The sequence below is a fragment of the Marinifilum sp. D737 genome (assembly GCF_026672275.1).
GTDB lineage: Bacteria > Bacteroidota > Bacteroidia > Bacteroidales > Marinifilaceae > Marinifilum.
This window is the reverse complement of sequence record NZ_JANQCD010000020.1, coordinates 18,717-42,661: the sequence shown is the minus strand read 5'-3', so window position 1 is coordinate 42,661 and position 23,945 is coordinate 18,717. Positions and strand designations below refer to the sequence as shown.

At 38.2% G+C, this 23,945-nt stretch carries 20 protein-coding genes; 6 read left to right on the top strand and 14 right to left on the bottom strand.

The genetic code is table 11. The annotated features are described in order from the left end of the window. The first annotated feature begins 9 nt into the window (after positions 1-9). From NQ163_RS12745 to NQ163_RS12725, 5 genes are all read left to right on the top strand, one after another. Entirely contained in the window at positions 10-1,203 is a 1,194-nt protein-coding gene (locus NQ163_RS12745; protein ID WP_268190693.1) for a radical SAM protein, read from the top strand. Between the two features lie 100 nt (positions 1,204-1,303). Next, positions 1,304-2,884: a polyprenyl synthetase family protein gene (locus NQ163_RS12740; RefSeq protein ID WP_268190692.1), complete on the top strand. Its 1,581-nt coding sequence runs from the start codon at positions 1,304-1,306 to the stop codon at positions 2,882-2,884. A 2-nt stretch (positions 2,885-2,886) separates the two neighbouring features. Beyond that, positions 2,887-3,861: a prenyltransferase/squalene oxidase repeat-containing protein gene (locus NQ163_RS12735; protein WP_268190691.1), complete on the top strand. Its 975-nt coding sequence runs from the start codon at positions 2,887-2,889 to the stop codon at positions 3,859-3,861. A 54-nt stretch (positions 3,862-3,915) separates the two neighbouring features. Further along, positions 3,916-5,724 (top strand): prenyltransferase/squalene oxidase repeat-containing protein, encoded by a 1,809-nt coding sequence (locus NQ163_RS12730; RefSeq protein WP_268190690.1) that lies wholly within the window; start codon positions 3,916-3,918, stop codon positions 5,722-5,724. 131 nt (positions 5,725-5,855) lie between these two features. After that, positions 5,856-6,476, top strand: a complete 621-nt coding sequence (locus NQ163_RS12725) for a nitroreductase family protein (protein WP_268190689.1) — start codon at positions 5,856-5,858, stop codon at positions 6,474-6,476. Between the two features lie 57 nt (positions 6,477-6,533). Here NQ163_RS12725 and NQ163_RS12720 read toward each other — a convergent pair whose 3' ends face one another. Continuing rightward, complete coding sequence (locus NQ163_RS12720; RefSeq protein WP_268190688.1) at positions 6,534-7,832, bottom strand: exonuclease domain-containing protein; 1,299 nt, start codon at positions 7,830-7,832, stop codon at positions 6,534-6,536. 277 nt (positions 7,833-8,109) lie between these two features. Between NQ163_RS12720 and NQ163_RS12715 the strand changes: the two genes are divergently transcribed. Continuing rightward, entirely contained in the window at positions 8,110-9,411 is a 1,302-nt protein-coding gene (locus NQ163_RS12715) for a M18 family aminopeptidase (RefSeq protein WP_120241795.1), read from the top strand. Between the two features lie 535 nt (positions 9,412-9,946). On the opposite strand, the gene NQ163_RS12710 is transcribed toward NQ163_RS12715, so the two are convergent. The 13 genes from NQ163_RS12710 to NQ163_RS12650 all read right to left on the bottom strand — a co-directional run bounded on the left by NQ163_RS12710 (position 9,947) and on the right by NQ163_RS12650 (position 23,162). Beyond that, entirely contained in the window at positions 9,947-10,405 is a 459-nt protein-coding gene (locus tag NQ163_RS12710; protein ID WP_120241794.1) for a V-type ATP synthase subunit K, read from the bottom strand. A 26-nt stretch (positions 10,406-10,431) separates the two neighbouring features. Next, entirely contained in the window at positions 10,432-12,237 is a 1,806-nt protein-coding gene (locus tag NQ163_RS12705) for a V-type ATP synthase subunit I (protein WP_268190687.1), read from the bottom strand. A gap of 8 nt (positions 12,238-12,245) precedes the next feature. Next, positions 12,246-12,854: a V-type ATP synthase subunit D gene (locus NQ163_RS12700; protein ID WP_268190686.1), complete on the bottom strand. Its 609-nt coding sequence runs from the start codon at positions 12,852-12,854 to the stop codon at positions 12,246-12,248. Further along, positions 12,854-13,345, bottom strand: a complete 492-nt coding sequence (locus NQ163_RS12695) for a hypothetical protein (protein ID WP_268190685.1) — start codon at positions 13,343-13,345, stop codon at positions 12,854-12,856. Before NQ163_RS12695 ends, NQ163_RS12700 begins: the two co-directional genes overlap by 1 nt. Before the next feature lie 11 nt (positions 13,346-13,356). Further along, a complete protein-coding gene (locus tag NQ163_RS12690; RefSeq protein WP_268190684.1) occupies positions 13,357-13,959 on the bottom strand; it encodes a hypothetical protein in 603 nt (200 codons plus the stop codon). A gap of 21 nt (positions 13,960-13,980) precedes the next feature. Next, positions 13,981-15,288, bottom strand: coding sequence for a V-type ATP synthase subunit B (locus tag NQ163_RS12685; RefSeq protein WP_268190683.1), 1,308 nt, complete (start codon positions 15,286-15,288; stop codon positions 13,981-13,983). After that, positions 15,285-17,051: a V-type ATP synthase subunit A gene (locus tag NQ163_RS12680; protein ID WP_268190682.1), complete on the bottom strand. Its 1,767-nt coding sequence runs from the start codon at positions 17,049-17,051 to the stop codon at positions 15,285-15,287. The genes NQ163_RS12685 and NQ163_RS12680 overlap by 4 nt, the downstream gene beginning before the upstream one ends. 473 nt (positions 17,052-17,524) lie before the next feature. Then, positions 17,525-19,321, bottom strand: a complete 1,797-nt coding sequence (locus NQ163_RS12675) for an ABC transporter ATP-binding protein (protein WP_268190681.1) — start codon at positions 19,319-19,321, stop codon at positions 17,525-17,527. A gap of 255 nt (positions 19,322-19,576) precedes the next feature. Beyond that, the gene (locus tag NQ163_RS12670; RefSeq protein WP_268190680.1) at positions 19,577-20,692 is read right to left on the bottom strand and encodes a serine hydrolase domain-containing protein; all 1,116 of its coding nucleotides are present in this window, start codon (positions 20,690-20,692) and stop codon (positions 19,577-19,579) included. Between the two features lie 15 nt (positions 20,693-20,707). After that, positions 20,708-20,980: a TolB family protein gene (locus NQ163_RS12665; RefSeq protein WP_268190679.1), complete on the bottom strand. Its 273-nt coding sequence runs from the start codon at positions 20,978-20,980 to the stop codon at positions 20,708-20,710. Between the two features lie 65 nt (positions 20,981-21,045). Then, positions 21,046-21,561, bottom strand: coding sequence for a hypothetical protein (locus NQ163_RS12660; protein WP_268190678.1), 516 nt, complete (start codon positions 21,559-21,561; stop codon positions 21,046-21,048). A 181-nt stretch (positions 21,562-21,742) separates the two neighbouring features. Further along, positions 21,743-22,300, bottom strand: coding sequence for a hypothetical protein (locus tag NQ163_RS12655; RefSeq protein ID WP_268190677.1), 558 nt, complete (start codon positions 22,298-22,300; stop codon positions 21,743-21,745). 253 nt (positions 22,301-22,553) lie between these two features. Then, entirely contained in the window at positions 22,554-23,162 is a 609-nt protein-coding gene (locus NQ163_RS12650; RefSeq protein ID WP_326493329.1) for a lipocalin/fatty-acid binding family protein, read from the bottom strand. Positions 23,163-23,945 lie beyond the last annotated feature (783 nt).

The window sequence follows — 23,945 nt, the reverse complement described above, 5'->3', positions numbered from 1 at the left end:
TAGGAAAGAATGATATTTTCATTAGGATCAAGAATATTACGCACTGTTGATTTAAAGTTGCTTTGGAAATTAGGCTATAACCTTGGCTTTAAAGGCATGAAAGCAGTTGCAAAGCATAAAAAGCGTTTAAAGAAAGGAGAGTTGTATCCGGCTTTCATGATGATTTCCGTTACGGATAACTGTAACTTGAATTGCCAGGGATGTTGGGTAACGATTAACAATACTTCCAAGGGAATGGATGTGGAAACACTGGAAAATATCATCAATTCCAGTAAGAAAAAAGGATCATACTTTTTTGGTCTTTTAGGTGGTGAACCATTGATGTACCCTCAATTGTTTGATGTAATCGAACGTCATTCCGATTGTTACTTTCAAATGTTTACCAATGGAACTTTGCTGACCGATGAAGTGGCTCAACGCTTGAGAAAGTTGGGGAATGTATCTCCTTTAATTAGTGTGGAAGGTTTACAGGATGTAAGTGACATCAGAAGGGGAGCGAAAAATGTGTATGGCCGTACCATGACGGGAATAGACTCTGCCATTAACAACAAACTATTTACCGGAGTTGCCACCAGTGTTTGTAAATCGAATTTTAAAGATTTGGTCAGCGAGGAGTTTGTGAATTCTTGTATCAAGAAGGGAATTCATTACTTGTGGTACTACATTTATCGACCAGTGGGAGAGCGTCCAACCACTGAATTGGCTTTATCGGAAAAAGAAATTCTGGAGCTGAGACAATTCATGGTTGACATTCGTGTAAAAGCACCATTAATGATTATCGATACCTATTGGGATGAGAAAGGAAATGCGCTTTGTCCGGGTGCAATAGGTTTATCGCATCATATTAATCCTTACGGAGATATTGAGTTTTGTCCGCCAATACAATTTGCAGGTGAAAAAATTGAGGCGGATTCCAATATTCCTGAATTAATTGAAAATTCAAAATACATTTCAGGCTTAAGAAATGGGATAACTGATTGTACACAAGGATGCATTTTATTGGATGCTCCGGAGCAATTGCATACCATGCTGAAAGAGGCTGATGCTTACGATTCATCGAAAAGAAGTAAGGCATTCGAAGAATTACAAAAAATGAAGCCATGTGCTGGTCATCATATTCCGGGAAGAGAAATTCCCGAAAAATCGTGGGTGTACCGATTTGCAAAGAAATATTCATTCTTTGGATTTGGAGCATATGGATAGATGATTATTGTAGAGACGCACGGCCGTTTTTGATTTTATGTAGAGACGCACGGCTGTGCGTCTGTACAAGAGGAAATATAGAAGATTAAGATAATGTGCAATGATATTAAGGAAAGATCAGATAAGTACAAATTTAGGAAATACGTTACCTCAATCTCCTGAGAAGCTTAAGCAAATCAGGGATTTGATTCGTGACTATGCTGCTGAAACGGAAATCATACCGCCTTTGCAGGAATCGGAGGTGATTTTTCATTCAGGAGAATTAATCAAAATGCATCCTGAACTGTTTCTTTATCAGAAACTACTGGCTGTAATGATTAATAATTTTGCATGGCAAAATATCGTGGCTGGCATTCCTTTCAATCGCCGAATATTACTACTCCCCAAGTGCTTTAGTCATGCCGATTGTCCTGCAAAGTTCGATGAATTGGGCTTATTATGCGAACAATGTGGCCGATGCGATTTGGCCGATATTATTTCTAAAGCCGATGATTTGGGCTATCACACCATTGTAAGTGAGGGAACAACATCGGCAAGTGTTCTGCTTTCATCTGGTCAGGTGGAATGTGTAATTGGCGTAGGTTGTTTGCACTCTTTCGAAAGATCTTTTCCTTTGGCTGTAAGAGAAGCTGTTCCATCCATTGCAATTCCATTGTACAATAACGATTGTAAAGATTCCAAAGTTGATGATGTTTGGTTGAATGAGGTTCTTGCCAATCGAAAGGAAAGCAATTGGCATGGCTGGATCGATTTGGATCAGCTAAAAAAATCTGTAAAATCATGGTTTAACAGGGAGAACTTGCAGGCGTTTTTCGATTACCAGGATGACACGGTTGATATTGCCATCAATTGGATTGAAAAGGATGGAAAACGATGGCGTCCTTTAATGATGACTGCTGTTTATGATGCTTTGATGGGAAAATCAGGAGAGTATAATGAAACAATCCAAAAATTAGCAGTTTCGATAGAGTGCTTTCATAAAGCATCGTTGGTACACGATGACATTGCAGATGATGATGATAAGAGATATGGTAAACCGAGCTTGCACAAAGAATTTGATGTTCCGGTAGCCTTAAATGTTGGTGATTTAATCGTAGGATATGGTTACCAAATGATTGCTGAATCAGGAGCAAAGCATATTAAAAGTTTGTTAAAGGTAGCTTCTCGTGCTCATCGCGATTTGTCATTGGGACAAGGAGAAGAGTTGCTTTGGAGATCGAATGGAAAATTGCTTGGCAGAGAAGAAATCATTCGAATCTTTAGTAATAAAACTTCACCAGCTTTTGAAGTCGCATTGCAATTTGGTGCCATCCAGGCAAATGCAGGTACCGATGTTACCGAGGTGATTTCGGAATATAGCATAGCACTCGGTATTGCTTATCAGATTAATGATGATTTGGATGATTTCAGACAGAATGAAATTGCCAGTGGATTTAATACAGTCCAACCATCCATGATTTCATGTATTCTGAATGAAAAATATCCTGAAAAGATGAAGGAGTGGAGGCGAAATCAGGACCCAGACATTTTGAAATGGGATGAAACCAGAGAGGCAATGCAAGAAGCAGAAGAAATGCTAGGTGAATACAAGCAAAAAGCCATGAAAAGTCTTTGCAAACTGTCCAATTCAAATTTAAAGATATTACTAACCCGCCTATTGAATAGGATTGTACCTGAGTAAATATGACATTGTCCAATAAATCAGTCAATTGTAACCAATTCATACTGGAAAGCTTGCTAAAGGCAAAAGAGGCTTTAAGTGAAGATGCTAAAAATCATATTGTTTCGTTCGTGCGTTCCCAAAAATGTGAATCAGGAGGATTTATCGATAAGGCTGGCAAATCAGATTTGTACTACTCGGTTTTTGGATATACACTTGCTTTGATTTTGGATTTGAAATTGAATACAGCTGATGAGAAAAAATATTTGAAGCAATTTGAAAAGCAAAATCTTGATTTTGTGCATTCAGTATGTTTGGTAAGGGCTTTCTATTTGCTTCATCTTATTGATTTAAAACAAAAAACAGGATTTAAGTCCACCAAATATTTAAGAATAGGATTTGCTAAAGATCTTATTATAGGGAAATTGGCAAAAAAAACAATGAATGATTGTTCGGAAGTTCTATGGGAAATAGAAAGCTATATCTCCAAGGATGAAGGGTACAATCACAATGCAAAAGGAGAAGAGCAATCAACGGTTTATGCGAATTATTTAATGTGGACATTATACCAGGATTTGCAAATAGAAGAAGATACAATTGAGGAAATTCAAAATGCGAACCAGTCATTAATATTGAATAATGGTTCTTATGCGAATGAAAGTAACAGTTCAGATGGGGTAACTTCAGCTACAGCAGCTGGTTTGATCATGAATTTGGATCATGGGAAAAGTAAAGATTGGTTGCTTCAAATGAGATCGAGGAGAGGTGGATTTATGGCTGCTAAAGATGTGCTTGTTTCAGATCTTTTATCAACGGCAACTGCATTATTGGCCTTGAAATTGTCTGGAGAAAATATGGACTTGTTTGCCGAAAATTCCTTAAATTTCATCAACCTTCACTGGGATGAGTCAGGAGGCTTTTTTGGTAGCATTGCTGATATGTCCTGTGATGTGGAATATACCTATTATGCTCTTTTGGCTTTGGGTGTTTTGTCTTAATTAAGACAACCCCGTTTATGAAAGAGATAACCAATTGCTAAATTGAACCATATCATGATTTCCAATTACAACCACATTCAAAATCTAAAAGAAAGACTTGATGATCATATCCTTTCCCTTCGAAATGAAAATGGATACTGGGATGGAAAATTATCCAGTAGTGCCCTGTCAACTGCCGTAGCGGTTTTTGCATTATGGAAATACGATAAAAAGAAATACGGTACTCAAATCAGCAAAGGGCTGTTCTGGTTGGCTCAGAATGCCAATTTAGATGGTGCCTGGGGCGATACCATAAGAAGTAAAAGTAATTTGAGTACTACTTTGCTTGCATGGGCTTGTTTTTCCATTGCCAAAGATCGTCCTGAGTTTGCTGAATGCATTCAAAATGCCGAGAATTGGTTGACTGATCGTTTGAAGAAATTAGATCCTGAATCAATAAGTACAGCGATTCTTAACCATTATCAAAGCGATCAAACTTTTTCGGTACCGATTCTTTCCATGTGTGCACTGTCAGGAAGATTGGGAGAAAATGGGTGGAAATTGGTTCCACAACTGCCATTTCAAATGGCTGTATTTCCCGATCAGCTTTTCAAGTTTTTGAATTTATCAGTGGTTAGCTATGCCATTCCGGCATTGATTGCTATTGGCCTGGTAAAAGCAAAGCATAGTAAACAGAATAAGCTAACAAAGAAGTTAAACCAATCGGTAAAACCAAAAGTTCTACAAATACTATCGGAAAAACAGCCTGGCAATGGTGGCTTTTTAGAAGCTGCACCTTTAACGGGATTTGTATTAATGAGTTTGATTGGAGCTGGAGAGAGAGAACTTGAAGTTTGTAAAAAGGCAGCAAACTTTTTGGAACATTCCATTCGTGAGGATGGATCCTGGCCTATTGATACTCATTTGGCTACCTGGGTAACATCATTATCTGTAAATGCATTGGATCATAATGTTTTGTCTGAAATGGCTGATAGAGAGAAACTTGTTTCTTATTACCTGGATTACCAGTTAAAGAATATTCATCCATTTACAAAGGCAAAACCAGGAGGTTGGGCATGGACTCATTTACAAGGAGGAGTGCCGGATGCTGATGATACCTCGGGGGCATTGATTGCATTGCATAAATTGAATGAATACCAGGATATTCCCATTGAGGCAATAAAGAATGGTGTGAACTGGTTAATTGAACTTCAGAATAATGATGGAGGCTTGCCTACCTTTTGTAGAGGTTGGGGGAAATTGCCTTTCGACTGTTCCTGTCCTGATATTGCGGCACATGCCATAAAAGCATTATCTCTTTGGCGAGATAAATTGGATGCTCAGACCAGAAACAAAGTGGATAAATGTATTCAGAAAGCATGGAGGTATTTGCAGAATTCACAATTCGATAATGGTTCATGGTTACCCCTATGGTTTGGAAATGAGGACGATTTGCAGCATGAAAATCCTGTATATGGAACTTCAATAGTGCTGTATTCTATAAGTGGTTTAAATCCAGATGTTTTAAAAGGATTACGTGAAGTTAAAAACAAAGCTATTGCCTTTCTGCAATCTGTTCAAAATGAAGATGGTGGATGGGGAGGAAACGCGAGCCTAATCTCTACCATTGAGGAAACTTCTTTGGCAGTGCGAGCTTTGGCCTCTATTCAAAATCAGGAAGAAATAAACAATGGATTGCAGTGGTTACATCTTCACCTTCCTAATGACTTGAATGATATCAAAGCTACTCCAATAGGATTGTATTTTGCCTCACTTTGGTACTTTGAGGATATGTATCCATTGGTATTTGCAAGCTCTGCATTGAATGAAGTGCATAAATCAATCACGAATTACGAATTAATAATTGCGAATGAAGAGGCTTGAAACTCTCACTCCCAGTGAGCTTCTCAATATGTAGGAGCTGTCTCGGATTTATTAAATTCTCATTAAAAGTTTAAATACTTTAATCTGTTATTATTAGTTTTGCCAGCCTTAAAAAAATAGCAAACACACAGATGAAATATAGAGAGCTAAGTACAAAAAAGGCCATTCAAGAAAGAAGAAGTATTCGCAAATTTAAGCCTGATGATTTTTCAGATGAGATTTTAATGGAATTGTTGGAGGCAGCCAGGCTTGCTCCTTCAGGATGTAACTCCCAACCATGGAGATTTAAAATCGTTCGAGATATCGAAACCAGGAAAAAGCTTCAGGAATATTCATATGATCAAAAATTTGTGAGTCAAGCACCAGTTGTTTTGGTTATTTGTGCAGATGTTCAGGGCTACATTGATGGTCGTGTTTCAGGAGTTCAGGATCTGGGAGAAATAGGAGCTTTCGATAATGAGATTTGTGAAATCTTGAATAAAACGACAAAAGCAAAATCATTATTAAAAAAGGAAGATTTAGCCAAGTCAGTAGCATTTAATATCGCGATTGCAGTAGAGCATATTGCTTTGAGAGCATTGGATTTTGGTTTAGGAACCTGTTGGATGAGGTTAATAGATGAGAAAGCAATTGGCGAACTGTTTGGATGGGGTGCGAACCTGTATCCGGTAGCGGTGTTACCAATTGGTTATCCTGATGAACATCCAAAAGCCAGAAAGAGAATGAAGATGGAAGATCTGATCATCGACTAAGAATAATAACAAAGGCGCGAATCATTCGCGCCTTTATTATTCATTGGTAATTGATAGTTATTCATTGTCTACAACTACACCTATCATCTCCCAAAAGATCTTCTCATCTATCACATTTACATGATATTCCATGGCTTTTCGGTTCTTGCGACCTTTTCCAGAGAATTGTTCAGCATGAGCAGTGATAAGGTAATCTACATTTTTAGATACCACTCGCTTCACGATCAGTCCACGTTCTTTTACCAACTGTTGAGCCAATTCACGATCGATTCGTTGGCCGTTGATCTTACAATTGAGGTGACCAGAGAAACAAACGCTCTTTCCCGTCAATGATTTCAATTGTTTTTGAACGCCAGGTGTGGTAATTGGAATTTTGGTGCGCTCGTATTTAATTAACAAATCCAATTCTTTGGGAAGAATGCAAAGCAAATCGGAGACCAAATGAAGATCATCCATTTCGGCATTTGTTAAAATTTCATCCAAAAGGTAAATGCGAATCAGCTTGCGCAAGTATTCCTCATGAATTTCCATCACCTGTTCTTTCGAGAGTTTGTAGTCTGTTGCCAAATCTACCAAAGAGAAAATCTCTTTCTCTTCCAAAATACGATCTGCCAAAGCACGATCTAAAACATTCAAATACTGACGTACAGGAACAGAATCTCCAGCACTTGAAGTTAACCTGTTTAGTAAATCGTAAAGTTTGTTTTTCTGGATGTTGGCGATGTTTTTAGCTTCCTTTCGCTTCATGAAAATATTGCGCTCTTTCGGGCAATCTTCAATTTTAGTCAGGTGAAGGAAGTTTTCAACGAAATCTTCAATCTCGTTTTGCTGAGCGTATAGATTCTTCAGTATGGAGAAAAGCTTGGCCGTTGCCAAAGAATCAGACTTGGCAGAATGGCGTACCGAAAACTCAATATCGTAATAAGTACACAGTTGTTCCAATCGACGCAGACCCGAATCCGGAGCCACCAAGTCGAACAATTTTAAGGTACAGATACCTTCCAATTTAGGCATGTTACCATTTAGAATTGGTTCTAAAAAGCGAACAGCAAAATCAAAATCGTGAGCTACCAGGGTTTTGCCATTTAAGCGAGAAAGGATATCAGGAACAATTTCCGAAGCCGAAGGAGCATTCTTCACCATGTCATCGGTTATGCCGTGAATTTGAAAGCCTTCAATGTCTTTTCCTGGATGCACTAATGTTTCGTAACTGTCCAGTAATTCACCATTCCAATTCACCGTTTGTATAGCCAGTTCAACCAAATGATCGCCATGTTGTGGCGAAATACCGGTTGTTTCGAGTGAGATAATGGCAAATTGATGATTATAAAGTTCCAGTATTGGATCGTTTGTCATAGTTAGTTTTTATTAGGGTAATCAGATAATACCATTTAAATTTCAGAGTGAGCTTAGGCGAAACTGTGAAATATTAAAATGAAATGCCGATACATAATTAGTTAGGCATTTGGAGTGAATGAACAAATGGCGCATTATAATTAATAATCGGTATTAGAGCAAATATAAAACTATTGAGCGAAAAATGAATTCATATAGTGCCTAAAGTACTTGCCAAACCTAAAAAATAATGTAGATTTGAAACTCAAATTTCGAAGACAATATTAAAACATACACTATGAGTAATTCAAAACAACAAGCACAAGAATTAATCGATTTTATTCATGGAAGTCCGAGTACTTACCATGCCGTTAATAACATCAGAAAGGAGTTAAATGAGGCTGGTTTTCAGGAGTTAGATCTTCGCGAAGAATGGGAAGTTGCAAAGGGAGGAAAGTACTTTACAACAAAGAATGGATCAGCTATTTTCGCTTTTCAAATTGGAACAGGAGAGATTGAAGAGGAAGGATTCCAAATGATTTGTGCTCATTCTGATGCACCTGGTTTTAAAATCAAACCAAATCCTGAAATTGAAGTTGAAGGAAACTATATCAAATTAAATACAGAAGTTTACGGTGGTCCGATTCTAAATACTTGGATGGATCGTCCACTTTCCATTGCTGGTCGTGTATCAGTAAAATCAAACGATCCTTTGCATCCAGAGCATTTGTATGTGAAGATTGATCGTCCGTTGATGGTGATTCCTAATCTGGCAATTCACTTGAACCGTGCAGTGAACGATGGTGTTGCTTTGAACAAGCAAAAAGATATGCTTCCATTGCTTTCTATGATTACGGAAGAAATGGAAAAGGACAATTGTTTGGTGAAATTGATTGCCAACGAATTGAAGATTGATGCTGAAGCAATTATCGATTTTGACGTAAACTTATTTGAGCTTGAAAAAGGATGCATCTTTGGATTGAATGATGAGTTTATTTCTTCACCACGTTTGGATGATTTGGCAATGGCTCATGCAGGTTTAAAAGCTTTATTGTCGGTTGGTAATTCAAAGAAAACCCAAATGCTTGCCATTTTCGATAACGAAGAGGTGGGAAGTGTTACCAAGCAGGGAGCAGGTTCTCCGGTATTGCGTCACATTTTGCAGCGCATTGTTTTCAAATTGGGTAAAGATATGGAAGCATTGCACCGTGCCATCTACAGCTCGTTCATGATTTCTGCAGATATGGCTCACGCTGTACACCCTAACATTGGTGAGAAGCACGATCCTACAAACCGTCCGTTCATCAACAAAGGACCGGTAATCAAGATCCACGCTAACCAAAAATATACTACCGATGGTGATTCGGGTACAGTATTCGAAACCTTGTGTAAGAATGCCGATGTTCCTTACCAAAAATTTGTGAACCGTTCCGACTTAGTTGGAGGTAGTACACTAGGTAATGTTTCAACAGGACAGGTTGATATTCGTACCGTTGACATCGGTAACCCAATGTTCGGAATGCACTCGGTTCGCGAAACAGGTGGAGTAGAAGACAATGCCTACGTTCGCAAGGTATTTACTTATTTCTTCGGACTGTAAGAAAATTGATTTTCTTAACAACCAAAAGAACATAAAAAACAAAAAGCCCTGAGAGTATCACTTCAAGTGATGCTCTCAGTTTTTTTTATATGCTTGGCTGTCGAAGGAATCTGGAAGAGATTCGTGAGGCAACGGGAAATCTTTTGCATTCGAAAAGCTCGAGTTGGAAAGCTCGTGCTATTCAAGGAAGCCATTGTAGCATGCAAGATTTTTAAAAATGGTAATTGCAAGTAAATAAGAAGGGCGCCCGTCCAGCTAGAGGACAATAGAGCGATAAAACCCTACATATTCTATTGGCACTAGAAAATATATTACAACAAAGGCCAAATCAGCAATAAGCTTGACCTGGCCTTTTTATACCATTTTAGATGTTAATTTACTCATGGGTATAGTGCCGATAGATTGCTAACACTCAGTCATGGGTATAGTGCCGATAGATTGCTAACACTCAGTCATGAGTGTAGCGAAATAAGTGAGTAAACTTAGCAACTAATCGGTATTAATTATTGAGTTTTTATTAATACCATAGGTGGTATTAAACACTTGGAATGCCACCCATTCCAAATACCATTGCAAGTAGAGCTACGGTTTCGATAACCCCCATAGCGGCGATGTACATTCCCGATCCTTGTTTATCGTCTACAGCCAGGTTAGCACAAGCAGCAGCTCCAACTTTTCCCTGCATAATAGCTGATGCTGCAATGGCAAGACCTACGAAAAATGCCCAAATCATTTGATTGCCATAACTATCAGGATTAAGGTTGGCTCCAATCATCGAATTCATGAAAATCATACCATAAATTACCTGGCTCAATGGCATACCCACCATTGCAAGAGCCAATGAAGGAAGTTTCTTTTTGTCTTTGATCGATTGTTTCCATAGCCCCATTGCACCCATTGCTGCGATTCCTGTTCCAATTGCCGATCCAACTCCTGCGATTCCTAAAGCGATTGCGTGTCCACCAAATCCTGATACTACTGTTAATAAAGTCATGTTTTTAAAGTTTTATTTGTTGATTTTTACTTTTTTAATTTGAAAGGTTTGAATTCTCTTCCTGAGAATTCAACATTAGCATGTCCGGCATATTCCAGCATGTTTAATCGTACACCATGCACCAATACTGCCATGCCTGCAAGAACCATATTTAGTCCGTGACCCAATATCAGAACGATTATTGCACTGATACCTGATGCTATGGTTGTAACACCATCGCCAATGGCCATATTGTTAAAACTTGTAGCCATTAACACTGTCGATAATCCAACGGCATAAAGTCTGATGTAAGAAATGATATCCGAGAATCCATTGATAATGCTAAGGGGCAGGTTTCCTATGGAAGAAAGCATTCCCTTAAAGAAATTTGAACCTGTATGGGAAAACAAAGCCACCATACTGATACCTGCAGCAAATAGATAGGGTGTAACGGGTTGAGCTTCCAATCCCAGTACCAAATGGTTTACGACTCCAAATAATCCCCATATAATGGCTACCCAGCCCAATTGCCCAATTGCTCTAATGCTATTATTGTATTTCCATGCAGTTTGCAGATGCCCAATGCTTAAATGAATGGCACCAATCACAAACATCAATTTTTGAATGAAAATACTGTCGCCACCAAAACTTGCGATTTTCTCAATTCTAAACTGATTTAAAATTGATATTTCAGCAATGGTCTCAGAACCAAAATAGGTACCCGTTAAAATTCCCCAGATCATGATGGATGCTGAAAGCGTATACATCAATTGAAATTCGATAATGGAAGCAAATTTCTTTTTGCGATGTACCAAAAAGGTAATCAGCAGAAAAATTAGTCCATATCCGGCATCACCAACCAATATTCCTGTAAAAAAGGTAAAGAAGATCATGAATACCTTCGATACATCAAGCTCTTTGTAACCCGGAACCAAACCCATAAAATTCATTACAGGCTTAATCTTTTCGGCCCATTTCGAGCTTTTAAATAAAGTGGGTACTTCGTCTGCTTCCTCATCATTGGGATCCTGAATTACATATCCCCAGGAATTGTCTTCAGCTATCCGAATCAGGTTTTCAACCGATTCTTCGGGCATATAGCCTTTCCAATAAACAATTTGCTCATCTAACTTTTGGCCACTAAACGCTACCTTTTTTAGATCCAAACATTTGCTTTCATCTGCCAAAACTTTTAGAAGAACAGTTTGATGTTGAGAAAGGGTAGTAAGCAATTCTTCACATTGCTTAATGATGGCATTATTTTGATTGATCAGATCCACTACCTCATTTTTTCCATGTTCAGGAAGCTTAACTTCGGTAAGATTTAATCTCTGATCTTTATTTTCTGATACAAAAACAATTTGATACAGCTCGTTTAATTTCCCAACAATGGAAATCTGCTCCTGTTCCGAAATAGATCTTACATCTTTATCCTTAGCCAAATACAATCGAACGAAAACTTCCTTTTCTTGCAATAACTTAAAATCATCTAATGCAATATTTCCCCAATCCTTAAACCAATTCAGGTTTTCATTCAATTGCTCTTTTTCTCTTAACAGATTCTGATATTCCTTCTCTGTACTCAACACCTTTTCCAGCAAAGCATTTTCATCCTTCGCCAGCTTATCGATTCGATTCATATTGGCAATTTGATGGTTTTCCTTGCTCTTGTATCGATCAAGAATCCGGATTGCCTTTTTTAATTGCTTTACACGACTACTAACTTTATCAATTGAGCCATCTTTTGGCAACTGAAAAGGAGCAATGTGTACCATACCCAGTTCACCTAAAATGGTAAGGTTCGTATTGATGTCTCTTTCCGAATTGGGCAGGAACAAGAGTAACTTTTTCATTTTTGTAATCATGATACTGCCTCCTCTAATTTTTTGGTTTTAACCACTTTTGCAGTTGCAATTGTTAAGCGCTCATCATCTTGCAATTTCTGTCCGATTTTTCGAATGGCCATTTTTGCATTGGGAATCCTACGATTCTCAAACAGTTTCACCCGAGCTCTCACTTCCATTAACTCCTCTTCCAGAATCTCAATTTGCTTTTGCAAACAATCAATTTCGGCAAGCAACTGAAGCTGTTCTTTCATCAGTTCAATGGCATGATCCAACCAAAGCGGAGCATCATCATGAATCGGATTTACATTAAAATCCACCCGCTCAAATTGTCTTACCCTAACTCCGGCAACATCTACCTGTTTGCTTATAATCTTGTTTACCGAAATAAAATGGTCAAGATCTACCCAGAAGTCATTTAAAATGGCTATCCAGCTTTCGGCTTTCTTTTCGTTTTGCTCAATGATTTCCCTGATGTGAAGGATCTTTTCTCCAATGGTGTTAATGGTTGCCATTAAGGATTTTTCCATTGCCTCGAAAAGGGGCAACATTCTTAAGGATACTTTTAATACCTTTTTTTGACGAGCCTGCTCCGTTTTTGTATACTTAATTTTAATCCCTGCCATTACGAATTGTCCTCCTTCATTTTTGGATTAACAATTGCCTGAAGTACCTGTCTGCCTTTTTCGGCCTGGAAGGATTCCAGCCTGCTCAACATTTGTAGTTTGAGCTTGTAAATCAAAAGCTCGGTAAATGTGAAATGCTCTCCAGCTTCGAGAGACGAAAGTTCGTCCCACTGCCATTTCATAATTGCTTTTTCACATACCAAAGGATCTTTCGATACCACTTCATTTGGCAAGACCATTAAGTTTGGGCTTCGTTTCTCAGCCTTTGCTTTTCGGATCTCTTTCACATCTTCCCGGTATTGAAACATGATATCTTCAAATCCCTTTAAATCTTTATTGAATGTGTCGATTTGTCTAAAATCTAAACTCTCCAGTTTTTGAAATTTTCCCGAAGCCAATTGCGCTTTGGCATCCGATAAAAAATCTTCCATTGTAATGGGAGGGTGTTGAGCAAAACTTAAGGATGGCAGGCTGCATAATAAATAGGTCATGTTTGCCATGATTATTCCTCGCCATTGTGACTTAACAATTCTACCAAATCCTTATTTAATAGAGAGAACAAACCATTCTCTATATCTTGCGAACTCACCACATATTGCATACCCTTTTCCTTTTGCGGATGAATCTCAATTTTAGATTCACTCTTTTGTAAGGGCTTTAGCTTGATCTCTTCCTGAAGCGATTGATCAATCAGGTAATCCTCCATGCTTTGAGCAACTTGAGCCGGCACAGCAACCTCTTTGTCGCCGGGAATACTTTTAACAGCAGCATTCAATATTTCCTGCATGTATTGTTCCTGGGTGAATAAATTGTTACACTGTTTTCCAAATATCTGTTTTAGATGTTCCAGCACCGATACCTTTGTAGCTTCAACCATATCGCGTGAGGCTTGTTGTAAGGCAGCTTGCGTGTTTTGTTGCAGAAGAGCAGCATCGTTCTTGGCTTTTCTAAGAATATTATCACTTTCCAATTTGGCAATTGAAATTAAATCATCGGCCTGTTGTTTCGCATTTTCAATAATCTGCTTTTTTTCTGATTCGCCAGCTTCAATTCCTTGCTCTTTTAGCTTTAAAACAATGCCTTCAAGATTTTCTATTTTGTTCATATTTGAATTTTTTTATTGGTTTTACTTATTCCAGTACTGATCGATTAGTTTTGTACTTAATCCGGTTTCTGCAGGATCAAAGTGATCTCGTAAGATATCCCAACACAGATCCAAAGCCTCTTCCAACTGAACTGGTTTGCCAAATGGCTCTTCTACTTTCTCGATAAAATCTTTTCTGTATCCAAGTAATTTCTGCGAGAAAGGGTCGTTGGCTGCTCCAACTTCTGCCGCTTCATAAGCTTTTTCAGCTTCAGCCAATAGGGAAGCCATTGCAGTCATGATAGCCCTGTGATCATTCCTGGTGTCTCCATTAACCTGTTGTTTTAATCGCGATAGGGAACGAGCAAGTTTCAATTTTCCATTTTCAAGGAAGAATTGCCCTTCCGTAATGTATCCTGTGTTATCAGGCACCGGATCTTCAAGCGATTCCAAGGTTGTGGCCCCAATGATGGTGATAGAACCAGCGCCTTCGATATCGGCAGCTACTTCGTATCTTTTGGCCAGCTCAGAATATAAGGATCCCGGATATCCCTGAAGGGAAGGAATCATATCCTGATAGTTGGCAACGTTTCTTAAGATATTCGACCAGTTGGTCATATCGGTAAGCAAAACCAAAACATCTTTTCCATTATCCGCAAACTCGCGGGATACACTCAAGGCAACATCAGGCAACATCAAACCCTTAATTTGCGATTCACCTGCCAGGTGCGAGAACATGATGGTTTTGTCCATATTACCCGATTTCGACAGCTCATCTTTAAAGTATTGGTATTCGTCGAATTTCAGACCAATTCCTGCAAATATGATCACATCGGCCTTGGCCCCTTGTGCAATTTGCGATAGTAGCTTGTTGTAAGGTTCGGTAGGGCCGGCAAAAATTGGAATTTTCTGTGATTTCACCAGTGTGTTGAATACATCAATCATCGGGATACCTGTCCATAAAGCTTGCTTGGGTACCAAGCGAACCGTTGGGTTTAAGGTATCCAAACGAGTTGACAATTGCTTCTCGTAAATGATTTCCGGACCACCATCCTTCACTTCTCCAATTCCATCGAAAGATCTGCCAAGCATATTTTTCGAAAAGCCTGCTGTTAACGGACGTTCATGAATTCTGATTTTTGTTCTGGTACTTAAACCCTGCGTGCCATTAAATACCTGGAATCTTGTTGAATCTTCGCTAATGTTAATAGCTTTGGCAAAAGACAGACTTTGATTCGAATCCGCATGTAAAAGTTCAACCACATGATTCAATGCTACACCTGGGTTTCCTTCCACGGAGATCAAAGCTTTTCCAACCTCACTAATTTTATTTATCTCTTTTCTTATCATGATGCGTATTCTTCTTGTAAAATAAATTGATCGATTTTGATGGCTAGCGTTTCGATTTGCTCTTCATCCTGAGCATAAGTGTTCCACTCTTTCCACCACTGACGTAGATTGTCAAATTTCGATTTAATCATCTCTTTCACCTCTTCATCATCCATTCCCTCGGTTGAATAATGCATTGGTTGATCAATCAATTTTTGTACTGTTTGATTGATAATTTGCAAACGCTCAGGTCGGGTACAGGCATCCAATTCATGAAATGCATCTTGCTGAAGTACACAAAAATCAATGGTTTGACCTTTTTGATACAATTCATATTTCTCTACAGGAACTTTCTTAAGACCAATGGTACTAATGGTTTGATCAATTCCATTTGCCTCGTTCAAAATTTGTAAGATCTTTTCCCGGTCTTCCCACGAGATAAAACTATCGTATACCGAAGTAGTATAAACCAAAGGATCAATTGCCGGATATTTCTTGGCGTCAGCACGGTCTTGTGACAATCCCCAGAATCCTCCTGTTGCATCCATGGTTGCCTGGGTTACCGGTTCCTGAAAGTTACCTCCGGCTGGCGATACGGTTCCAATAAAGGTCAATGATCCTCCTGTTGCCGAATCGGCTCCAGCTCTTTGGTACATTCCTTTGATCTGATCAGGAATATCCATTGGAAAAGCCTCTGGTCCTGGAATATCTCCCTGGCGACCACTTCTTTCACGAAGTGCCTGTGCCCATCTTGAAGTAGAATCCGCTAATAAAATCACATTGTATCCCTGATAGCGGTAGTATTCACCAACGGTTAAGGCAATAAATACACTGGCTTCACGAGCAGCAACCGGCATCGAACTGGTATTTCCGAATATGCACATTCGGTTCATTAATGACTCTCCGGTTGATGGATCAGATAGCTCTGCAAAATCTTTAAACACCTCTACCGCTTCACCGGCACGCTCCCCACAAGCTGCCATAATAATGATATCAGCTAAAGCATATTTACACAAAGAGTGTTGCATTACGGTTTTACCTGCACCAAATGGTCCGGGATTACCTACTGTTCCTCCATAACTTACCGGAGCCAATAGATCAATAACTCTTACACCTGTGGAAATGGTTTTATTGGGAATGCTTCGATCTTTAAATGGGATCGGGCTCTTTACAGCCTGTCTGAATACCAATTTCAATTCGTGACGAATGCCTTGTTCATCTTTAACAACAGCTACTACTTCTTTAATGGTAAGAGATTGTTTATCGATGATACTTTCCAGTATACACGTGCCAATGGTGAATGGTACGAGTATTTTGTGTTCAAAGCGACCTTCCATGACCCAACCAATGATATCTCCACCTTTTAAAGCATCTCCAATTTCTGCAGTTGGCGTAAATTCCCACAATTTTTCTTCATCCAATGCTGGTGCTTTTAATCCAGGCTTCAGGTAAGAATCCTGTTCGCTTAAAGGATACAAGGAATTTTGCAATCCATCCCAGATACTGGTTAGCAAACCTGGTCCAAGTAGTACTGATAATGCATCCTGTTTAAACTCAACAGTATCACCTATTTTAGCACCAGTTAAATCTTCAAAAACCTGCATCTCTGCAATTCCCGCATCTTCATTTTTTGGGTCTGTAGTAATCTGTAATACCTCGGCCTGTAGTTTTTTTCCATCCACCGTAATTTCGGCGGTTTCTCCCATAATTACATCCCCATAGAATCGTGCTTTTACCAGCGAATCTTGTATAGAGATAAGAGTTCCTGTTCGTTTATTCTTCATCATATTGGATTTGAAACAAATTATCAATTACATCCTGCATCGAAATAGACTCAAATAGTTCGTTTGGTTCAAATAGTGAACAAAAAATGAACTTCCTTCTTTGAAGCATTTCAATTTTCAATAATGTTATACTTAGTTATTCTTGCTTACTGTATGGAGAAAGTGTGGGAGGAAATCTCTATAAGTAACTGTAAGCATTCTTTTGTCGCCAATTGGTTTTTGACATAGACAAATATAATTGGATAGATGAAATGGAAATAAAAATTACAATAAGTTTAGTACTTTTTCAGGCTTTTTAACATTTGTTATGGAATCATTCGAATCAGGAAAAAATGTTAAGTGCAGATAATCAGGTATTAAATCGTTTGCAAAGATTTAATAGAAATGAGTATGCAGATGAAACACTTTTTAACACAGCGATTGTGTAAAGAGCATGTAATAAAATAGAATGGCTGTTAAAAAAGGTTCTTGAATTATGAAGAATACTGCAATTCAATCAATTTCTTGTACTGTCCGTTTGATAGCTTCATTAACTCTTCATGATTTCCTTTCTCTACAATTTCGCCATGTTCCAGCACTACAATTTCATCAGCTTTTCTGATGGTAGACAAACGATGGGCAATAACTATTGAAGTTCTACCTTGCATCAGTTTTTCCAATGCTTCTTGCACCAGCTGCTCCGATTCAGAATCCAGTGATGAGGTAGCTTCATCCAGAATAAGAATTTTAGGGTCGTTCAAAATGGCACGTGCTATGGCAATTCTTTGGCGCTGACCACCCGAAAGTTGTGTGCCTCGTTCACCAACTATGGTATCAAACTTTTCAGGAAAACGATCGATAAACTCCATGGCATTGGCTTTTTGTGCGGCTTCGAATATTTCCTGATCACTGGCATCGGGTTTCCCGTAGCCAATATTCTCTTTGATACTGCCCCCGAAAAGAAAAATATCCTGTGGTACCAGCGAAATCTGATTTCTTAAAGCCGATAAGGGATAAGCATGGCAATCGAGCTCATCGTAAAACAAACTATTTCCTGGAGGTTGATGCAGCATTAAGAGGAGGGAAGCCAAAGTGCTTTTACCAGCACCACTATGCCCAACCAAGGCCACCATTTGATTGCTTCTGATCTCAAGATCGATATTATTCAGAACCTTTTGCTCCAATCGGGAAGGATAGGCGAAACTTAGCTTTTTAAGCTGTATGGAGCCATTCATTTTGTATTTGGATGAGATCTTCTTGATTTCCTCAATTTCCTCGGGAACTTCATCGTATATTTTAAACAGGTCTTCAGTAGCTCCAATAAATTTCTGGATATTGGTATACACATTGGCCAATCCGCTGATGGTTCCACCTACAAAAACCGAATAGATGACAAAGGAAAAGAGGTCTCCGGCAGCCATTTCTCCTGCCTGCAACAATCTCGATCCTTGCCAAACCATGGCAGCAATGGCACCAAACAATCCCAATATGATAAAAGAGGAGAAAGCTCCACGATACTTCCCCCGAGTCATGCCCAAATCGGCAATTTCCAGAGTTTTCTTCTTGTAACGGGCAATCTCGAGAAACTCATTGGTGAAGGCCTTTACACTCTGTATGCCTTGCAGGGTTTCCTCGATAATGGTATTCGAATCGGCAACCTTTGTTTGTACTTCTTTGGAGAATTTACGGATAAATCTCCCAAAGAATCTTGCGGCAATCATGGTAGGAGGGAGCGTAATCAGCATAAAGGCGGTTAGCTTGATGGAGATCACCGCCAATAGGATGATTCCTCCTGTAATCACGATAATTTGTCGAATAAAATCAGCCAGGGTACTGGTCATGGTCTCCTGTAGTTGAATTACATCTGCCGATATTCTACTGTTTAGCTCACCAACCCTTCTTTTTTCGAAAAACTGCAAGGGAAGCTTAATCAAATGGCGATAACTGGCCTGACGCAATGCAGCCAATGATTTTTCGGTAACATTTACAAAGAGTACAATGCGAAAGTAGGCAAAGGTTGCCTGCACTACCAGAATAATGGCAATGAGGATAACGGTTTGGTTCAGACTTTGCCCCAAGGTGGTGCTGTTTCCCGTGTTCACCAAATCGCCCAATAGTTTGGGGAATGCCAAACTTGCCAAACTCGATCCCAAAAGGAAAAACATCCCTAAAAAGTATTGACCTCTATAGGGTTTAATGTATTTGTACAAGCGCAAAGCACTGCTTAATCCGCTGCGGTTAATTTTTCCTTTCGGAACATTAGAGGTATCGGTACCGTGTGATCTTGCCATTCTGTGGTATTACTATTTGGTTTTATTCTTATACCATTTAAATCATTAAAATGTGCTGGTATAATGCCGATACATATTCAATCCCGAACTTCGGGCTTAGAAGTAAAACCTTCTAAAGGCGCTCCCGATTGTTATCGGCATTGAATAGTAATCTGTATTAATAATACACAAAATAGATGAGATATTGTTTGGGCTAAAGCTTATTTGTCCTTTTAAGTCATTTAATAAGAGTTAGGAGTTTTCTTGATTTACTTGCTAGTCTTGGTACAACCTTTTGTTATTTTGGGTTAATCTTGCCTCATTTTGTTTTTTTAGTTTTGGATGCATTGTAACCAATCTTTGCGATAGATGAGGTATTGGCGTACGCCCCTCCAATGGTGTCCATCGGTTATCAGCATTTATCACAATAAGCATATTTAAAGCAGGAATAATGTCTATTCTCTGTCCGCCATTTCCAGGAATAAACCAAACCGGAAAGCCCAGGTCTGTTTTCGCCATTTGCCACTGATAGCAACTATACAATGGATGTTTGATTTCAATGTACGGGCTAAAGGTTTCTTGTATCCACTCTTCAGAAATGATTGTTTTATCCTTCCACTTTCCTTTATTCAGGTGAAGCAATGCATATTTGGCAATATCCCTAGGCCTTAATTTTAAACCTCCGTAGCTATCGTAAATTCCATTTCTCGAAGCCCATTCATATTCTTCTATTCCCAATGGGGCAAGCAGGTTTATTTTGGCATAATCGGCAATGTTTTGTCCTGTTTTCTTTTTCAAAATTTCACTTTGAATGATATTGTTCGGGCTACAATACTGATATTTCGTACCAGGAGTTGTGTCCATAGGAAGTGTTAATGCAAAATCCAGGCGATTATTCGATCTTTCAAGTTGATTGAGTTGGCTTTCAATATCCCATTTGAATCCCGCAGTCATGGTCAGCAAGTTTTTAATGCTGATTTGATGTTTCAAACTGTCTTTTTCTCTGGCTCCGTATTCTGGGAAAAAATCAAATATTTTTTCATTCACATCTTTAATCTTACCCTGTTCTATTGCTTTGCATAAGAGTAAAGAGGTAACACTTTTTGTGTTGGAAGCTAAAAAGTGAAGCTTATCCCTTTTCCAGCCATTATAGTATTGCTCAATTACCAAATCATTGTCTACCATTACCAGCAAACTGTGCATATTTCCATATTTACCCTCACAAATATCTTTGTTGATAGAGTTGAATACCATGGTATCCAATTGGTGGCTTTCAAGGGTAGAAACATGCAGACCATCATTCATATCCATGGGTTTCTTATAGGACGGATCATTTTCTACATTGCAACTTGCAAAAACAAGTACAATCAAAATTGCGATTAGATTTTTCATACTTGTAAATTCTTGCTATGCTTTAGGCTTTAAGGCATTTATTACATTTAAATCCACCCAATAGATATCTCCTTTTTTTCCATCGTGCCTTACGAAAAATAGATATTTGTTGTCTGGCGAAAAAAACGGACCATATTCATTGGCATCAGTATTAATCAAGCTTCCCAAATTCTTTGGTTCGCTCCATTTGTCGTTCACATTAAAACTGATGTACAAATCGCTTGCACCAGCTACCGCACGAGTCCTCTCGTGTGGTTTTCTAAAAAGGAACGCGATGGAATCGCGCACCAGTGTGGGGCTGAGCTTTACAGTTCAGCCCTTAGGATTTGTTTTTTAGCTACGATTCAAAATCTTTAATCTTTCACAATACAGCTGGCATAAGTTTTGGTCTTTTCAATCTTTTTCTTCTTTAAAGCCATGTCGTAGTATGATTCATCTTTCAAGTAAGTTCTGATGAACTTGATGCCCGCTTCTTCAATTTTCTTCAGTTGTTCTTTGGTAATTGGATAGGTCATTACAAAGCCTGAAAAAATTTGAGAGCCTGATACAAAGGACTGAGGAGTTGCATTTTTAACTGAAGTGAGTTCCATGATAGATTTATCACCCAATTTCAAATTCAGTTTGCTCCCTTCAGGAATTAAAAAGGCCTGATCGCCAGGAATGTTTACATAGGATTCCAATCTATACTCATCGCCTAATCTGTAAAAAGCAAAGGTGAAATAGAAGTTATGCTTCTGCACGATTCGTCTTTCCACTTTCCCAGAAAATTCATCTACTTTTTCGTGAGTATACTTGCAATTTTGTGCCTTCGTAATGCTTGCAACTGATAGTAAAAGAAGTGCGAAGACCAATAAGAATTTTGTTTTCATAAAGTGTGTAATTATGGGTTAGTAAATGTAATGTCTCTTGTTGTTAGGGAAAACCAATGGGGGAATGTGGTTTTGCTAAAAGGAACGCGATAGAATCGCGAACCAGCGTTGGATTATTGGTATTGTTACATTATCTAGTTCGGCGTCACCGCCCTTGAAATTTAATTTTTGTTAGCACAGTTTATATTTCAAAACTTTGCCAGGAAGTTTTATTTAATGATTCATCCCACATTTCATTAGGAGCTTTTTCGAAAGCAATATAATTTTGCATTCCATCAATTCTCATTTGATCTAATTTATCATGAGATAGACCACATTTTGCACCTTGTAATTCTATTTCTTTAGTTATTAGTTCATTTGTTCTCTCAAATATTTCTTTCGCCTTGTTTAAAACTAATTTTGCTTTGTTCCGGTAATTTTCATCAAAAGCTGAAGGTGCATACTCCCTATAAAAACTATGTGCTAACCAATTCCTTGCGTCTAAAGCAACTTTAAGAATCTCTTCAAGATCTTCATTAATATCAACTAATTCAGAAACGCTTCTTTTAATGCTTCCCATTGTTCGAGAAAAATACATTGTCATTAACTCTCGTACAGATTTGTCAGATTTCAACTCTCCTGATTTCTTAGCCATTCCTAATAGTATAACGAGATTAGATTCTACAGATTGACCTAAATAAAACACCAATCCTAATTCTATTAATAATGAATTAATACTTTCTTCATCAGTTTGTTTCATTCAAATTTTCTTTTTGTGCAATGATCAAATTGTGCCTAACTAGTTGATATGTGGATCTATTATAAAATCGATTGGTAATTTACAAAACAATAATATTTAATCAAAGGAATGCATAATATAATTTATAGTATAGTTTTAAGAATAAGTCAATTTGCTTATGATACATGAGGAAAGTATCCATTCTAGCATCAAAAAAATTGATCTTGATAAAATGAGATCCCTGTTTGTTAGAGTTTTAATTTAGTAAGCAGAATTAATCCAGAACAACTTCTTTGTCCGTTTCATTTCCCGGATAATCAAAAGCCTTTACAACTATTTTGTCTCCTTTGTATTCCGAATTGGCTACACTTGCAGCATAATGCCATTTACCATTTTGATTAGATTCATAGGCCAGGCCTTTTTCAATTAAATTTCCATCACTGCTATAAATTTCAAGCTCAATACGCTTCACTTTAAAATCATCAAATGCAATAATTTCAATGACATCTCCAATTTCACCATGGTAATTCCTGATATTTATTTTTTCAATAGTAGGAGGGTGGAAATAATCCGAAACAGCCAAATTATAGCCGCTATATATTCCTTTTTCCTTAGCTACCTTGTTGTATTCTTCCATCAATTCAGGATCATGCTTCTGTGTGTTAGCATATAGACTAGCCTTTTTAAATCGGTTTTTTTGTTGCTCTTGTGCAAAGGATCTTTTTCCCGAATAATGGACTGCTACAGATAAAATAGTCTTTCCTTTTCGTTGTCTAAACACAAGGTTATTTCCTAATTTTCCACTCAAGCCCGTTGTGATTATATTTCTTTTTACAATAGCCATATTTCCAGAATTTTTGGTGTTATCATTTTTAATTAGCATATAATAGTTCATAATTAACATGCTCATATGTATGATAAAGGTCTAAATGAAATCATAAAATGTCAATAGGCAGATTGAAAGACCTGCAAAAATCCAAATGACTATTCAACAACCCAACTTGCAATTCTATTAAGCAATAAAAACATCCAAAATGCTCCATTTACACCTATACTCCTCCTATACTTCTCCTTCGTTTCTCCTATACTATGCCCATAGTGCTTTTAGTATAACATAAATACAAGCAAAAAAAGAATGTAATATGTTAACACATTGCACTTCGGTAATCCAGGGGAATAGCGCTTTGTTTATTTTAATTCTAAATAAATACCCGCCGAAGGAAACTACCTGTTTAAATCACCTCACCTCAATCCTATCTTGAAGAAGAGGAAGGAGTGCAAAGTATATAAGCGTGTAGGTTATTTATGATGTTGTCCTGAAGTAAGTCAAAAATTTTGTGGGGATCGGCATCAGCTGCGCAAGTTGGGCCCCATAGGAGAGAAAGCGGCAAATAGAAATGCTGTCGAACGAAGCATGAGTGAGACTATTTATTTCTATTCGCTTTTGATCCGTTATGGGGCACTGAGTAGGTGCGCCGTAGATTGTTATTCGCGAAATATAATTTCGGGAGCTCATTGTCTCACTTCGTTCGGCAGCAAACTTTCTCATCAATGGAACCGAGCTTTGCGAGCTCATGAATGCCCGTGAAAATTATAAATGAATAAAAAGTTTGAGCCCATCCGGCTCGAGGATAAAAATACAGTCTGTCTGGCTTGAAGACAAAAC